The organism is Paenibacillus paeoniae (assembly GCF_003388735.1).
Lineage (GTDB): Bacteria > Bacillota > Bacilli > Paenibacillales > Paenibacillaceae > Pristimantibacillus > Pristimantibacillus paeoniae.
In genome coordinates this window covers 1-15,750 of the sequence record NZ_QUBQ01000005.1, presented here as the reverse complement: position 1 = coordinate 15,750, position 15,750 = coordinate 1, and the positions used below count along the sequence as shown (strand labels likewise).

Genomic DNA, 15,750 nt, shown 5'->3' with positions numbered 1-15,750 from the left:
CAACCAGACAAGCCCGTATTAGGAAAAGTCTATTCGATCCGATCCCGCAATATGTACAAGCTGCCGCTTAATAGCGGACAATATCGTGAAAGTAGCGTTGAAGCATCCATTTTCAAAGACAACTCCTTCGCTGCCGATAGGATCGAGCGCAGCCGAATTCCGCCTCTTGCCTATGCGCAAATAGGCTCTGATCTCTCCTGGCGGATAAGGAGAGATCAGAACCTGCGAATCAGCCTATACAAAGTTGTCTACAAACAAGCTGGTCTGTTTTGTGCTTATGCGCTAACCAGTCGCTTTACTGCTAGTTTTTGCCGATCGGCTCAATTGGCTCCATACGTCCGGAGCGAGTTGCCGCACCTGCTATAGGCGCAGCCCAGCGAACGGCGTTGCCGATGACCTTCAGCACTTCCGGCTGATGGTAGATTGGGAATGTTTCATGGCCTGGACGGAAGTAGAACAGCTTGCCCTTGCCGCGACGGTAGCAGCAGCCGCTGCGGAATACTTCGCCGCCCTCGAACCACGAGATGAAGACAAGCTCGTCCGGCGCTGGAATCTCGAAGCGCTCGCCGTACATTTCTTCTTTCGGAATTTCGAAGTAATCGCCAAGTCCTTCCGCAATCGGATGACCATGCTCGATGACCCATACTCTTTCGCGTTCGCCATCATCACGCCATTTCAACGTACCCGTCTTCGTGCCGAGCAGACGCTCGAACAGCTTGGAAGCATGGCCGGAGTGAAGTACGATAAGCCCCATGCCGTCCGAGACAACACGGTCCCGCACCTTCTCCACAATGTCGTCGCGCACTTCATCATGCGCGATATGTCCCCACCAGATCAGTACATCCGTGCTCGCGAGCACCTCATCGGTCAGACCATGATCCGGCTCATCCAGTGTCGCTGTGCGAACCTCCACCGGCTCATTCGTCTTCAAATAGTTGCCGATGGCATTATGGATGCCCTCTGGATAAATGCTGGCTACCAGCTCATTTTGTTTTTCATGCCGATATTCGTTCCATACCGTTACGCGAATTGTCATAATATCTTCATCTCCTATTCCTGTAACCATTTTTTTCATTTCACTTCCGAGTCTTACCCCTAATCCAAGTTACACGGCTTCCAGCAGATCGGCCTCGCCGTCCACTACACCGTCGACACCCAGCGCTCCTCTGTAAACGATTCAATAATAGCGTCCAGCGTCCGCTGATTGATATAACCGTCCTCAATGGTTGCATCCAACCCGTCTCCCCTGCCGCGCAGCAAATTGAAGAAGGACTGCATTTGCTCCGCTATGCAGCTCTCCGGCACGGCAACATCCTGAAATCCGCCCTCTTCATCCGCAAAGTTCACCTGCAGCGAGTCCGATTCCTCCAGATTATATACGAGCGACCCTGTGGAGCCGTAAATCTCGATGCGCTGGTAATTCCCGCGGCCGAACGCAAACCGGGAAATCTGCATGGAGGACGAGATGCCGCCCTCCATCCGCCCTAGCACATGGCAGAAGTCATCGACATCTACCTCGCCCCTGCCATTGCCGCTGATCAACTCACGCTCACGGATAATCGTATCAGCGTGCGCCATAACCTTCTCCGTCTCGCCCACCAGGAAACGATGCAGATCAAGAATATGCGAACCCAGATCGCCGAGAGCGCCGGAGCCAGACAGCTCCTTGCTGAATCGCCATACGAGCGGAAGCTTCTCGTCAATGGCCCACCCTTGCAAATACTGGCTATATATATGATGGATGCGTCCAAGCTTGCCTTCGGCAATCAACTGCCGCGCATAGCGGGCAGCGGACTTATAGCGGTACGTAAAGCACACCATATGAGGGATGGGGGACTTCTGCAGTTCTTCTCGCAGCACGAGCGCCTCCCGCATATTCATCGCGATCGGCTTCTCCAGCGCAAACGGCTTTCCGAATCGCATCGCGTCACGAGCCACCGCAAAGTGGTTGAAGTTCGGCGTACCGATCATAACCGCATCGACTTCTCCGTTCTGAAGCATGTCCTCATGGCGCAAAAAACGCCTCTCCATCGGGATGCCCAGCGATTCGCCTCGTTCCGCAAGCGCTTGTTCGTTCACGTCGCAGATCGCCCATAGCTCGGCATCCGGACTTTGCTTAATGCCCCAGATGTGATAATTCGCAATACCGCCAAGCCCAATGACCCCGATCCTCAGCTTCTCCATATCCACCCTCCATTTCACAAGTGAGTTGGCCGTTCACCAACAGTATAGAGTGTGCTAGAATAATCGAAAATGAGCAATCATGACGCTTTTTGTACAATACCGACTTTTCCGAATAGAGGGTGTGAATCTTTATGTTAAAAATGAACGTCGACCGAGTTCCCAAAATAATGCTGATGGGCTTCGTTTCCTATACGGCTCCATGGATTCATTTTCACCGCAATACCGACGAGCACATTCTTTACATCGTAAAAAATGGAGAGCTTCATATGAGGGAGGATGGACGTGATTACGTGCTGAAACGCGGGGATTCTCTTCTGCTGGAGCCTGGACTGGATCACGAGGGCACGAAGAAGGCCCCTTGCGATTACTATTACTTTCACTTCAAACATCCGGGCATATCCGCCGTCGAAGAATTGAACCCGCTTGAGCTGGCCAAAAGCATTCTGTTGGAGGAGCAAGCCGACCCGGAAGAGGAAACGACTTATTACTTCCCCAAGCTGCACTCACTCTCCGACAAAAACAGCTTCAGCCAAATGATGCATGCGCTGAATGAGCTGCTGATTCTCTATAGACGCAAGCATTACAATCGGGGACTAACCGCTCTGCGCTTCTCCGGGCTGCTCATCGAGCTGTCGCGGGACTACTTCCTGCACAAGCTGCGGCATGAAGGGGGGAAAGGCTCCAAGGCTGTAGCCAAAGTCCATGCCCTGCTCGACTATATCCATCAGCACTACATGGAGAAGATTGGAAGCGCCCTGATCGAGCGAGAATTCGAATCCAATTATGATTATTTGAACCGGATCTTCAAGGAAACGACGGGGTACACCATTACGCGGTACGTCAACAAGGTTCGAATCCAGCATGCGCAGGAGCTTATTCAGGCGACGCATATGGGCTTCGGGGAAATCGGTTATTTGACTGGCCTTGAAGACCCCTATTACTTCAGCAAAGTGTTCAAGCAGTTCACGGGCGTATCGCCTGGGCAATATTATAAGCAGGTCAGGGAGCTGTAGCTCGCGCCTATATGAATGTCCAGGGTTTGCTCTGTTTGTTTTTAGTGTGTAAGGAGAAGAAAATGAGGGTTCCCACACTTTGTCGCCTTATCCAGGCGCAAGGCTATCTAATCGTCTTTTGAACGAATCAAAAAAATATAAGTATAGTTAATGTTATTATCACAATTACATGCAATGTCGTGTTGATAGAAATGGGAATAAAAATAGACTGCCGAGATTTTCTCGACAGTCTGATCGCTCGTCCTAATCAGAGGAGCGCTTACGTGTGTATTAGCTGTAGTTTTGAATTGTGCCGGCTACCGGAAACACTCCGCTAGTAATGTGTAGCTTAAACTTGCAGTTGGATGGCATTGCCACAAGTTGTTCAACTGAACCCCCGTCAGCAGGGATATAGCTGGCAGGGCCATATGTGGTAACCGTTCCTGTACAAGATTTTTCATAGAAGCCATAGCCACCGCCGGATGAATTGAATTTTATTTTACCCATTTGACCTTGACCGTTAATATACGAAGAACTGGCGTCATTTCCTCCGCCTGTGGCGTAAGCGGTGCTTGATTGGTTGGCAGCAAATACAGTGGTTGCAGTCAGAATAAAGATCAATGCAACAAGTCCATAGATACGAAATACTTTTCTCATAAAAACCCTCCTATGGGATATTATTGGATTTAAGTCCAAGTTTACAATTATTAGGTTTTTGTTACAATGAGTCTAAGTATCCATTTTATGGATCGACAAACTTCTCAATTAATACCATTCGTATATAAAAACGCCTTGAGCTTTGTCAAAAATGTTTCTCGACAGCCTAAAACAGCCATCCCACTAAAGATGGCCATTCATTCGTTGGCATGTCATGAAGATTATCATTTTTTAGCCCATTACTAATCGAGCTTTCGCACACAGTTGACCATGAAGGGCGTTCTTCAGTGCTCCGTCATGAGCTAAGTTTAGTACAACAACCGCCACAAATAAAAAGTCACATACGCCTCCCAGCCTCGCCAGCCTTCGGACATCGCAATCAGCTCCGGCTTGGTCGGCTTTCGATCCATGCCAAGCTGCAACTTGACCGCGTTATGCAAGCCGACATCGTCGATGGGAAATGCGTCCGGCAGCCTCAGGCAGCGCATAATCGCATAGTGAGCCGTCCACGGCCCGATCCCCCTCATGCCAGTCAGCAGCTTTTCCGCTTCCTTCAAGCTGCCGGCGGCATTAAGCCGCTCCTTGCTCATTGCTCCTGAAACGATAGCCTCCGCTGCGCCGATCAAATACTCGCATTTTTTCACGGTCATGCGCAGCGGCTCCAGATCGGAGACCGACAGCGATGCGATTAACTCCGGCTTCGGGAATAGCCAGTAGGTAACGCCCTCTGCCTCCACCGGCATGCCGTAAGATTCAATCAGCCTTCTCTTGAGCGTATAGGCAAATGCCAAGTTGATCTGCTGTCCAATAATTCCCCAGCATAACGCCTCGAACAAATCCGGTATGCCCATCAGCCTAAGGCCATTAAATTGCCGGACCGGCTCCTGCAAAAGTCGATCGCCTGACGCAAGCTCATAAAATGGCGACAAATCCCGGTCCAGATCGAACCATTCACGCACATATGCAACTGCTGCAGCCATTAGTCCATCGCAGGCAGCTGCGTTCTTCGGCATTTCGAGAAGCTCTAACGAAAGCCCCCCAGCAGCCGGACCCACCTTCATAACGGCCGTATCATCACCACGAGCTATTGCTTTATAAACAAAACCTTCTTCGATCCGATACATGCATTCATTCGCCGATCTCTGCAAATACGCCGCGTTTTGCTCAAAACAAAACGCCTCCGGAACCTGCAACTCCACTATCCATCTATTCAATCGTATTTCCTCCGCTTCCCGTACACATTGTCCTATTCTAGTTGTAGCACAATCACGGAAGAAATAAACTACGGAATCTTGCTCTTTTAGTCTTGGAATGACCGATGCATCGCATTCAAAAAAGACGACCTCCTGGGAGATCGTCTTCGCCTCTTACTATCGAAATGCTGAAAAGAGAAAACTGAGCCATTCTCTCTAAGCAACATCGATTCGATCTATATTGCGAATACTTAAAAAAGTAAGCATAATGCCAAGCGCTGAAAGCGATAACGGGATCGCGATAATCGAGCTAAGGCTGAAGCCCATGTTGTTGGAGCATACGATTACGACGATAAGCACAGATGTAATAATCGTTGCTGGAACAGATTTTTTCCTCATCCCAATCGTCAGGGGAAGCAAGCTCATGCCTGCGGCTGCTATCGCTTGAGTCACGATAGATATGCCATGATTGATCAGCAGCCCAGACGTAACCGTACCCTGTACATAGCCAAAGTTAGCATTGAGTGTCAGGAATATGGTGCCAATGATAAAATTCGCAATAATAACGTTAGCTAAGGTCCATATGAACACCATCGACAGCTTCGCCAGCAGCAGCTTCTTGCGGCTTACCGGATAAGCGAACAGAAGCGCAATCGTCTTGTTTTGGAATTCTCCGATGACGAGTTTGGACAGCAGTACCGATGCATAAATAATAAACGTGGCGCGTATAAGCGTGTCAATGAGGCCCAGCATCTCCGCATTGCTTTGGAAGATAGGCTCTTCTTGAACGGGCCCCTCCACCATGTAGATAAGGATCAGGAAGCCCAAAATAACGCCATACGTAATGAGCGATCCCCATAGATACCCTGTCATCCTGCCTTTCTTAAGCTCCAGCTTAATGAGATGCAGCATATCCGCCACCTCCCCGTGTCAATTCAAGGAAGTATTCTTCCAGCGAGTGATGACGCCGATTGATAGCCGTTACCGGGACGTCGTTCAAGATCAGTCCCTTGAACAGCTCCTCTTGAGTCATGGACATTGCATAGATGCGAACGGCCGTGTTGCCTACAATCTTGTAGTTGCGAATGCCCAAACGATCATCCAGCACAAATGCGCACAGCTTCACATCCGTCGTCGATATCTCCACATAGTCGGTCTTGGAGCTGCGAATGCTCTCCATGGATACTTCCTGCAGGAGACGTCCGCGATCCAGCACACCAATTGTATCGGCGATCTGCTCGATCTCCGCCAGCATATGACTAGAGATCAGAAGCGTCATTCCGTATTCGTCGCATAGCCTTCTGAACAGCGATCGCGTCTCCTGTATCCCCTCTGGGTCCAGGCCGTTGATTGGCTCATCCAGCAACAACAATTCCGGACGCGTACAGATCGCTCTGGCGATGCCAAGCCTTTGCCTCATCCCAAGCGAGAATTGCTTGACTGGCTTGCCCTCGATACCGCGCAGTTGAACCAGCTCTAGTGCTTCCCGGATTGCTCCCGAACGATGGTAGCCCATATACTCGCAGTGCAGCTCGAGATTTTGCTCCGCTGTCAGCTTCTCATAAAATACCGGCGCTTCGATCATATGACCGATCCGCTTGAGCGGCTCAATCGTACCCGGCAAAAGCCGTTCGCCGAACAATTCAATTTCGCCTCCAGTCGGCTTGACCAGATTCAGAAGCATTTTCATCAAAGTAGACTTGCCCGCTCCATTAGGTCCAAGGAAACCGTAAATTTCCCCGCTGCGGACCTTCATACTGACATTTGTGACGACGTCTGCCATGCCGTACGTTTTGCTCAGCAGCCGCGTTCGGATTAATTCTGTCATCTGTTCACTCTCCCGCTTAAATTCGTTATGAGCTTATCTTATCGCGGGTCTCTCACTTTTTTCTGTCTCAAATCTTACTTATTCCTTACTTCCTGCTTTTGCTGCCGCTTGGGGTTCCATTGCCCTTAGCGTCACGGTAAAGCTTGTACGGACATCCGGCACGCTCTGAACCGCAATGCTGCCACCGATCCGTTCAATCAGGCGCTTCGTAATCGCAAGTCCAAGACCGCTTCCCTGCACGTTCTTATTGCGTGAATCCTCCAGCGTATATAGCCGCTCGAATATTCGCTTCTGTTCGCTTGGCGGTATGCCGGGACCCCGATCTGCCACTTCGATAACAACTTGCCCACTCCGTCGCTTAATGGAAACTCCCAAATATTTGCCGATCGATCCGTACCGGACAGCATTCGAGAACAGATTGTCCAGAATGCGCGTCAATGCCTCTTCATTGGCATATACCTGAAGCGGTTCCTCCCGAATATTGATATCCACCTCATAGCCTTCAGAAGCCAGCAGGTCATAATAGGCCAGAATACGATGACGGGCCAGCTCCCCGATATCCAACACAGCCATCTCCAACTCGGAATCATTCGCCTCCAGCTTCGCCAGATCGAAGAACGCATTCATAAGTGCAAGCACTTCCTGCGTCTTTCTATAGATCTGGCCAAGCAAACGCTGACGCTCCTCCGGCACCAGCTCCGGGCTTCGATCCAGCATCTCCGCATAACCCAGAATGACTGTAAGCGGCGTCTTCAAGTCATGCGACACATTGGACAGCATGCGGCGCATCGCTTGCTCCGTCATCGCATAATCGGAGGCTAATTGGCGGGCGCGGTCCAGCCACTCGTTCACGGCGCGCAACATCTCCCGCAGCTCGACCTGCTCCGTCATGACCTGAACCCGCTCCACAGATGAGGATGACGGGCGATTCGCTATTTCGTCCAGCTTGAACTGAATATATCGCAGATTTCTCCGAGTCACCCGATTGCGCGCAAGTTCACGAACATACAAGATGGCGAATAGTACTGCCAGTCCGAAAAAAAGCCACAGCATCTAAGCTTCCCCCAGTCGGTATCCGATCCCCCACAATGTGCGTATGTAACAGGGATGCGACGGATCGTCTTCGATCTTCTCCCGAAGCCGTCTCATATGGACGTTAATCACATTCTCGTCGCCGTAATAATCATCATTCCAGACCAGCTGATAGAGCAACGCCTTCGTATACACCCGTGTCGGATGCTGAACGAACAGCTTCAAAATTTGAAACTCCTTCGCCGTCAGCTTCACGTCCTCGCCCCGCTTCGTCACCGTGAAGTTGTCCGGGTCCATGCTCAGATCGCCACACACCAGCAGCGCCTGCTCTGCTTCTTCAGCAGGCAGAATAGGCTCCGTCATCGACACGTACTGTGTAGCTCTTCGGATCGACGCACTCACTCTCGCCGACAGCTCCAGCAGGGAGAAGGGCTTGGCAATATAATCGTCGGCACCGAACCTTAGCCCCAGCGCCTTGTCCACCTCGCCATCCTTTGCAGACAGGATGAGAATCGGCACTTTGCTTCGCTCACGGATCCGCTGCAGCAAATCGAGCCCGTTCACATTGGGCAGCATCAGATCCAGCAGCACCAGATCATAGGTTCCTCCGTCGAATGCCTGCATCGCGTCGCCGCCATCGTTTACGGTCGTTACGAGATAGCCTTCTTTGGATAAATAGTCAACGACCATCTCGCTAATAGAGAAATCGTCTTCGATAAGCAGCAAGCTGGCAGTCATACAGGGAGCCCCTTTCTTATCTTTTTCGGAAAACGAGCAGCAGCGCCGTAATAAGTGTAAATGCTATCAATGCCAGGAACGGAATGGTTACAAAGCCGAACCAGTCAATATAATCCTTGTTGCAAGGAACTCCTTGCGTGCACGGCCTGATGCCCGAAAAACCAGGAATCTTCTGCTCCATGTAGTGGAAGGCAGCGACCAGCATGCCCATAATAGACAATGGAAGCACATACTTCTTAATGGAATGTTCATCGTAAAAGGCTGCGATACCCAGCAGCAAGCTAAGCGGATACATCAAAATGCGCTGATACCAGCAAAGCTCGCATGGTATATATCCTTTAATCTCGCTGAAATACAGACTACCCAGCGTCGCCACAACGGCAACCAGCCAAGCGAAATACAAGACATTGCGTCTCATGAACTCCATAATTGGCCTCCTATTTCAGTTGTTTCTCGATTGCAGCTTGAATCGCTGCATAATCGAACGGATTCGCAATTTTCACATCATTAATCATGATGGTAGGGGTAGCCTGTATGTTGAACTGCTTCACCAGAATCTCGTCAAGCTCAACAAGCTTGGCAGCTTCCTCCGTAGCCATCGTCGCTTTCAGTGCTTCCTCGTCCAGATCCGGAACTGCCGCTTTGGCCGTCTCCATCACCTTCTCCTCCGTCAGCCACAAGCTGTCATGATCATCACCCGGCTGCGCGTCATACAGCTTCTTATGGAAATCCCAGAACTGCTCCGGGTGCAGCTTCAGCATCGCTTCGCTCGCAAGCGCGCCCAGTCTGGACTCCTCGCCGTGGAACAATACATTAATGTAGGAGAACGTTGCTTTGCCCGTATCGACATAGTCTGCTTTCAGCTTGGGCCAGAGCGTCTCTCCCCATGCTTTGCAAGAAGGACATTTGTAGTCGCCGAATTCGACAATGGAAACTTTGGCTGCGGCGTCCCCCATTACAGGCTGCGCGACAGTCGAAGGCGCGCTGCCGATCGATTCACTGCCGCCTCCGCCCTTCGACTGTTGGTTGATGACAAACAATGCAGCGACAACAATAATGATAATAGCCGTGTACAGCACGAAATAACGCGATCCGCCAGGCTTGGTTCCTTTTTTGGAAGACATGTTCGTAAAACCACCTTTTTCAACATATTGGATTGGTATGCTATCTCACCAAACATATCATATCAGGGACTCTTCCACTATAGAGCAAGTCGGGCGAAAACGCACAATTTTGAAAACGCAGGAGGCTTCATGCGAGTAGCCCCATTCCGTCTGAAAGTCGATACGATGCCCCTCCTAAAATAGCACGTTACTTTAGTAGACCAGACGGTCCGTCCACTTGCCATACTCATACAAGAACGCTTTTCGGATGCAATCGAACTTCATGCCGGCACTCTCCGCCAGGTTGTATGATATAGCCAGTTCTTTCCTACTGGAATTCTTCTCGCGCCAATGTTGGAAAGTCGATCATCCCCAGGTACGCACCACCCTCTTTTTTTTGAAATAGGCCGATTATGTTCACTTTGTCACCCCTCGCTAGTTCCTGATGCCTGACCAAGAGCCGCTGAAACCATGCTTGCATTCGCTCAAATGCAGAAGGCCAGCCGCTCGCTGTAATCCTCTTTAATTAGAAGCCATACCATCAGCCTTTCTGTCTCCGTGCGGGTAAGAAACCCGTTCAACCTGTTACTCCTCAGCCGATTCATGTTTGTCTATCTTCATTATATATCATGACTCCCTGCCTCCGACTATAGGAATACGGACAAAAAAAGCACAGGAGGAGTCTTGCTCCCATCCTGTGCTGATACTGTCCATTCAGTCGACTAGCTATGAAAATCAGTGCCGGAAATAACAGGCTTCACATAACCTGTACGAATGACGAAGTCGCCGAAATGCTCCTCGTTATCGCGCTCCGCCGCATAGCGATGGATAATCGGCTTTAGTGTTTCCAGAATTTCATTTTCGTCCACATTCTCGCGATACAGCTTGCTGAGGCGGTCACCGGAAAAGCCAGCGCCCATGTACATATTGTATTTGCCCGGCGACTTGCCGATGAAGGCAATCTCGCCAAGCGCTGGACGCGCGCAGCCGTTCGGGCAGCCGGTCATACGAATATTGATCTCGTTGTCACGCAGGCCGACTTCTTCCAGAATCGGCTCCAGCTTATCAACCAGAGTCGGCAAGTAACGCTCAGCCTCCGCCATCGCCAGTCCACACGTAGGGAAAGCTACACAGGATAGGGAGCTGCGGCGAATCGCGGAATGTTGGCCGCCATCCGTAATGCCATATTGACCAAGCAACGCAATGATTTTGGCCTTCTTCGCTGTAGTGATTCCTGCAATCATCAGGTTCTGGTTCGCCGTCAGACGGAAGTCGCCCGTATGGATCTTCGCAATCTCGCGAAGGCCTGTCTTGAGCTGATATCCCTCTTGGTCGGCGATACGTCCGCTCTGTACATACAGCGTCAGATTCCAACGGCCATTCTTGTCCTTCTGCCAGCCATAGCGGTCGCCGCTGTTCTCGAAGTGAAATGGACGAGCCGGTTCCAGCTCCCAGCCTAGTCTCTCCTGCAGCTCGGCTACAAACCAGTCCAGACCGTGACGGTCAATTGTATATTTGAAGCGAGCGTATTTCCGAACGGAACGGTTACCGTAGTCGCGCTGGATTGTCACCGTTTTCTCCGCGATCTCATTCACTTGCTCCGGCTTAATAAAGCCGATTACACGTCCAAGCTGCGGGTACGTATTCGTGTCGCCATGCGTCATACCCATGCCGCCGCCGACCGTAACGTTGAATCCGACCAGCTTGCCCTTTTCAACGATAGCGATATATCCCAAATCCTGCGAGTAGACGTCGACGTCGTTGGAAGGCGGCACCGCGATGCCGATCTTGAACTTACGCGGCAGATAGACCGGCCCATAGATTGGCTCTACCGGGTCCGCGCCTTCAACCTTCAGCAGCTCCGTGCTGTCGATCAGCTTCTCCCCTTCCAGCCAAATCTCATGGTAAGCCGGCGTGCGAGGAGCCAGATGTGTCGTAATCTGCTGCGCCCAGTGGAAAACTTCCGTATGCACCTGAGATTGCTCCGGGTTCGGGTTGCACATGACATTACGGTTGACGTCGCCGCATGCAGCAAGCGTCGTTAGCAGCGTATCATTAATGCTTTTGATCGTATCCTTCAGATTCCACTTCAATACGCCATGAAGCTGGAATGCTTGTCTAGTCGTCAGCTTGATGCTGCCGCTGCCGTATTTCTCGGCAAGCTCGTCGATGACGAGCCATTGCTCTGGCGTCGATACGCCGCCCGGCGTTACGACACGAAGCATGAATTGGAACGAAGGCTCCAGCTTCTGCTTCTGACGCTCGTTGCGCACGTCGCGATCATCCTGCATGTAGCTGCCGTGGAATTTCAGCAAGCGATTATCCAGCTCCGAAAGTCCGCCTGTAATCCGATTTTGCAGCGACTCTACAAGTGAACCGCGCAAGTAGTTGCTTTCCTTCTTTAAATGTTCAACGTCGCTCGGCGGTCCGCCGATCGGCTCTACTTTATGTTTCTTTGTCATTGCTGCAGGCTCCTTTCACCGATGCGCCTTCAAGCGCACACGCTATCTCTATCGATTCGATTAATATACGTCACGTTGGTAGCGCTGCTGCGCCTGCAATTCGGCCAGATAAGCTTTCGCCGCTTCGGCGTCCAGTCCGCCTTGCTGCTCAATAATGGTCAGAAGTGCGTTATGAACATCATGCGCCATATGCTTCTCATCGCCACACACATACACATGCGCTCCTTCTTGCAGCCAAGAATACAACTCTTCTGCCTGTTGAAGCATCCGATGTTGCACATACACCTTCTCTTTGGTATCGCGAGAGAATGCCACATCTAGCTTCGTCAGCACGCCGTCATTCAGCATTCTCTGCCAATCGGTCTGGTACAGGAAGTCTGTCACGAAATGGCGGTCGCCGTAGAACAGCCACGTCTTCCCTTCCAAGCCAAGCTCTTCTCTCTCTTCCATGAAAGCGCGGAAAGGAGCTACACCCGTACCCGGACCGACCATTATGATTGGCGTCTCCGGATTAGCCGGAAGCTTGAAGTTCGGGTTATGCTGGATGAAGATTGAGAGTGTATCGCCTTCTGCGAGACGCTCCGACACTTGAACGGAGCATACGCCTCCGCGAGCGCGCCCATGCGCTTCATATTCTACCTTGCGAATCGTCAGATGCACTTCATCCTCATTCGCTTTGTTGCTGCTTGCGATGGAATAAAGACGCGGCGGCAGCTTGCGTAGAATCGATACCAGATTCACAGCTGTCAGCTTCCAAGGACCAAAATCCTGCAGCAGATCAAGCAGGTCTCGTCCGTTCGTATAAGCTTTCAGTTCGGTCTTCTTCTCAGGAGCGATCAGTTCCGCCAATTGTCCGTTATCTGTATAGGCTGCCGCCTTCTCTAGCAGCGGTTTCGTCAGCACCGTTACTTCGAACTGGCGTAGAAGCGCGGAACGAAGGGTGCCTTCGTCACCGTCTTTGCCCGGAACAACCACCTCGGAAGGTGACCAGTTCATCGCTGCAATAATCGCATCAACAAGAGCCGGATCGTTCTCCGGATAGACGCCGACACAATCACCCGGCTCATAGAAGAGTCCGGAGCCTTCCAGAGACAGCTCCAGATGGCGTGTCTCGCGATCGGAACCACGTCCGTTCAGGTTAATCGTCGTCAGGACCTCGGCTTTAAACGGATTGGAACGTGAATATTCGGATTCTGCTGATACAGAGGCTACAGCCGGAGCACCAACAGTAGCTGCCGCAGCTCCCGTTCCGGTTGCGGCGTCAAGCGAACCGATGACACTTGCCATCCACTCGTTGGCAGGAGCTTCGAAGTCGAGATCGCAATCGACGCGAGCGATCAGACGCTCTGCGCCCAGCTCGGCCAGGCGCTCGTCGAAATCAATGCCCGTTTTGCAGAAGAATTCATAAGATGTATCGCCCAGCGCCAGCACTGAGAACTTCAGTCCGTCCAGCTTCGGTGCACGCTTGGAATATAGGAATTCGTGGAAGGTCAATGCATTGTCTGGCGGATCGCCTTCACCATGCGTGCTTGCCACGATAAACAAATGCGCCGTTTTTTTCAGGCCGTTCGTTTTGTAGCCACTCATGGCCGATAGCGTCACTTCAAAGCCTTGCGCCTTCAGCTTATCTGCCAGCTTGCCGGCCAGACGCTGTGAGTTGCCCGTCTGCGAGCCGAATAGAATCGTCGCTTCGCGTGGAGCTGTCGACGCGCTTGCTACCGCCTGCACAACTTGCTCCAATGCTGGCGCTATGAGTTGCGCGCTAGCTGCAGTTTCGGCCGAAGCCGCACCCGCCCTATAAAATGTCAAAAAACCGCCGAGCCATTGAGTCTGTGTCTCCGTCAACGTTGGCAGGAGCTTGTTAAGCAGCTCAGCCTGCTCTTCCGTAAACGGACTGTTCGTCACCTTCAGTTGCAACAACATCCACCTCGCATCAAATCTCGTTCATCATCGTCATTCATCGTTCACGTTCGTTCATTTCAGGCTAATCCCAAGTATATCACTATGATTTTATTTTCTGCTCTAAACCTACCACAGACTTACATATATGGTCAACGATATCCGTCGCTTTCCCCCTATAAGAAGTTTTGAACTAAAACTCGAGAAAACCTTATAGTCAATATTGTATTCAAGCAGAATTTATTGAAACTAAGTTCGTATATTGTGTTTATACTTGTGTAAAATGATAAATTTTATAAAAAGTAAGGCATGAGAAAATTCTCATCTAGAAAAGCTACCTAGACCATTCCAGAGGAGAGTATTTATTCATGGCTCAGTATCAGGTACACTAGATCTCAATTATTAACACTATTTATTAGAGAAAATCGAGATACTGACTAAGTGTCATTACTGCAGACAGTTTAAACCAAGTGTTAGAGGCTCACGCATCTGAACAGTTAGCCGCTGCAGCATGGGAGCGAACACTCAGGAAACTAAGGTATAAATGGATTATACACTCGTGGGTTATTGACGCGAGTAGTGGGCATTACGACAGATACTCCGTTTTCGTGATGGTTCTTTATCAATGGAACTGTTCAATTGCTACCAGCGAAGCGAGCAAATCTTGGTACTCCCCTCATGGAGCTTGGCTTGTGATCAATAGTTTCTACGCAGAATTGTTCGGAATAGAGTTTACGCAAACACCTTGATCCAATCGTATTTGCATGGAACATTCGCAACTTACATGAAGTGGGGTATCGTTCATGCCGGTGGATGCCTGTATGCGAAGGTATGTGGATACAGCCGAATACGCTCTAGAGGGGCTTTACTGATTACTACGTCAACAAGGATAACACTCGAAGATTCTAGACTTGCGGTTGGCAATGCCGAATCTGAAGCCAGTTGAGATTCCTATTTTTTTCCAAGTCAAAGCATGTGAATTAAACGAAGAAAATTGCATACAGTGATACCCATCATGATTTGATCAAAATCATTTGTCAACATTTTTTCAAGGCGTGTCCTGATAACGGTGTCAAACCTTCTTCTTTATGCGCAACAATTTTGAATACTGCACCAAAGGCTCTTTAGAAAAGTATTAAGAGTATGCTTCGCTCCATCTTCGAGGCGCTGGACATTGCGAGAAATTGTCTCAAAGACACCTTTGAATCGTTTCAGAATAAAGCGATGGACACGTTCTAAGACGAATTTAACGATGCAACAAGCCATACACATATATCCAGAAGAATATCGCTTAAGACTACAGACTTCTAATGGAATTGAACGCGTAGATGAGGGGATTCGTCGGCGTGAGCGTATCATTTGCATCTTTTTCAACCGAGAGGTTGACGTGCGTACGATTGTTATGTACTCCTGGAGATCGGGCCAAGCGAACATGCATGGATAAGACAACTTACCGTAATTGGTGTCATGACTTATGCAGTTCGCCCCAATTGATGGAAGTTTCATAAGTGTCATGCAAATGTGCTCAAAAATCCGGAAAACACCTTGGCTTTTCCAGAATCCCACAATAATCGCAAAGGATACCTTTCTACAAAGGGTATATCTTTAGCGATTACAGGTGATTTCATTGAAGCAAACCCTTGAGCAGCCTAAGTTCCGCAA

General features: G+C 50.3%; 13 protein-coding genes. 1 reads left to right on the top strand and 12 read right to left on the bottom strand.

Annotated features, from left to right (window positions below):
• Positions 1 to 301: 301 nt before the first annotated feature.
• Both DX130_RS20425 and DX130_RS20420 read right to left on the bottom strand, forming a co-directional pair.
• Positions 302 to 1,039, bottom strand: a complete 738-nt coding sequence (locus tag DX130_RS20425; protein ID WP_116049018.1) for a ThuA domain-containing protein — start codon at positions 1,037 to 1,039, stop codon at positions 302 to 304.
• 101 nt (positions 1,040 to 1,140) lie between these two features.
• Positions 1,141 to 2,184 carry a Gfo/Idh/MocA family protein gene (locus DX130_RS20420; RefSeq protein ID WP_116048553.1) on the bottom strand — a complete coding sequence of 348 codons (1,044 nt, stop codon included), beginning with the start codon at positions 2,182 to 2,184 and terminating at the stop codon, positions 1,141 to 1,143.
• A gap of 131 nt (positions 2,185 to 2,315) precedes the next feature.
• Between DX130_RS20420 and DX130_RS20415 the strand changes: the two genes are divergently transcribed.
• Positions 2,316 to 3,197 carry an AraC family transcriptional regulator gene (locus tag DX130_RS20415; protein WP_116048551.1) on the top strand — a complete coding sequence of 294 codons (882 nt, stop codon included), beginning with the start codon at positions 2,316 to 2,318 and terminating at the stop codon, positions 3,195 to 3,197.
• 270 nt (positions 3,198 to 3,467) lie between these two features.
• Here DX130_RS20415 and DX130_RS20410 read toward each other — a convergent pair whose 3' ends face one another.
• From DX130_RS20410 to DX130_RS20360, 10 genes are all read right to left on the bottom strand, one after another.
• On the bottom strand, positions 3,468 to 3,833 hold the full coding sequence (locus DX130_RS20410; protein WP_116048550.1) for a hypothetical protein: 366 nt from the start codon (positions 3,831 to 3,833) through the stop codon (positions 3,468 to 3,470).
• Positions 3,834 to 4,141: 308 nt separating this feature from the next.
• A complete protein-coding gene (locus DX130_RS20405; protein ID WP_240644619.1) occupies positions 4,142 to 5,047 on the bottom strand; it encodes a DNA-3-methyladenine glycosylase family protein in 906 nt (301 codons plus the stop codon).
• A 195-nt stretch (positions 5,048 to 5,242) separates the two neighbouring features.
• Positions 5,243 to 5,938: an ABC transporter permease gene (locus tag DX130_RS20400; protein WP_116048548.1), complete on the bottom strand. Its 696-nt coding sequence runs from the start codon at positions 5,936 to 5,938 to the stop codon at positions 5,243 to 5,245.
• The gene (locus DX130_RS20395; protein ID WP_116048546.1) at positions 5,922 to 6,854 is read right to left on the bottom strand and encodes an ATP-binding cassette domain-containing protein; all 933 of its coding nucleotides are present in this window, start codon (positions 6,852 to 6,854) and stop codon (positions 5,922 to 5,924) included. Before DX130_RS20395 ends, DX130_RS20400 begins: the two co-directional genes overlap by 17 nt.
• 78 nt (positions 6,855 to 6,932) lie before the next feature.
• Positions 6,933 to 7,907, bottom strand: a complete 975-nt coding sequence (locus DX130_RS20390; protein ID WP_116048545.1) for a sensor histidine kinase — start codon at positions 7,905 to 7,907, stop codon at positions 6,933 to 6,935.
• Positions 7,908 to 8,624, bottom strand: a complete 717-nt coding sequence (locus DX130_RS20385; protein WP_116048543.1) for a response regulator transcription factor — start codon at positions 8,622 to 8,624, stop codon at positions 7,908 to 7,910.
• A gap of 16 nt (positions 8,625 to 8,640) precedes the next feature.
• Positions 8,641 to 9,051, bottom strand: coding sequence for a disulfide oxidoreductase (locus DX130_RS20380; protein ID WP_116048541.1), 411 nt, complete (start codon positions 9,049 to 9,051; stop codon positions 8,641 to 8,643).
• A gap of 10 nt (positions 9,052 to 9,061) precedes the next feature.
• Entirely contained in the window at positions 9,062 to 9,748 is a 687-nt protein-coding gene (locus tag DX130_RS20375) for a thioredoxin domain-containing protein (RefSeq protein ID WP_116048539.1), read from the bottom strand.
• A gap of 701 nt (positions 9,749 to 10,449) precedes the next feature.
• A complete protein-coding gene (cysI, locus tag DX130_RS20365) occupies positions 10,450 to 12,189 on the bottom strand; it encodes an assimilatory sulfite reductase (NADPH) hemoprotein subunit (RefSeq protein ID WP_116048538.1) in 1,740 nt (579 codons plus the stop codon).
• A 60-nt stretch (positions 12,190 to 12,249) separates the two neighbouring features.
• Entirely contained in the window at positions 12,250 to 14,106 is a 1,857-nt protein-coding gene (locus DX130_RS20360; protein ID WP_116049014.1) for an assimilatory sulfite reductase (NADPH) flavoprotein subunit, read from the bottom strand.
• Between the last annotated feature and the right edge of the window lie 1,644 nt (positions 14,107 to 15,750).

Coding starts and splice junctions, on each gene's coding strand:
- DX130_RS20380 (WP_116048541.1), bottom strand. CDS start 9,051: ATGGAGTTCATGAGACGCAATGTCTTGTATTTCGCTTGGCTGGTTGCC.
- DX130_RS20400 (WP_116048548.1), bottom strand. CDS start 5,938: ATGCTGCATCTCATTAAGCTGGAGCTTAAGAAAGGCAGGATGACAGGG.
- DX130_RS20390 (WP_116048545.1), bottom strand. CDS start 7,907: ATGCTGTGGCTTTTTTTCGGACTGGCAGTACTATTCGCCATCTTGTAT.
- DX130_RS20385 (WP_116048543.1), bottom strand. CDS start 8,624: ATGACTGCCAGCTTGCTGCTTATCGAAGACGATTTCTCTATTAGCGAG.
- DX130_RS20420 (WP_116048553.1), bottom strand. CDS start 2,184: ATGGAGAAGCTGAGGATCGGGGTCATTGGGCTTGGCGGTATTGCGAAT.
- DX130_RS20395 (WP_116048546.1), bottom strand. CDS start 6,854: ATGACAGAATTAATCCGAACGCGGCTGCTGAGCAAAACGTACGGCATG.
- DX130_RS20410 (WP_116048550.1), bottom strand. CDS start 3,833: ATGAGAAAAGTATTTCGTATCTATGGACTTGTTGCATTGATCTTTATT.
- DX130_RS20375 (WP_116048539.1), bottom strand. CDS start 9,748: ATGTCTTCCAAAAAAGGAACCAAGCCTGGCGGATCGCGTTATTTCGTG.
- cysI (WP_116048538.1), bottom strand. CDS start 12,189: ATGACAAAGAAACATAAAGTAGAGCCGATCGGCGGACCGCCGAGCGAC.
- DX130_RS20415 (WP_116048551.1), top strand. CDS start 2,316: ATGTTAAAAATGAACGTCGACCGAGTTCCCAAAATAATGCTGATGGGC.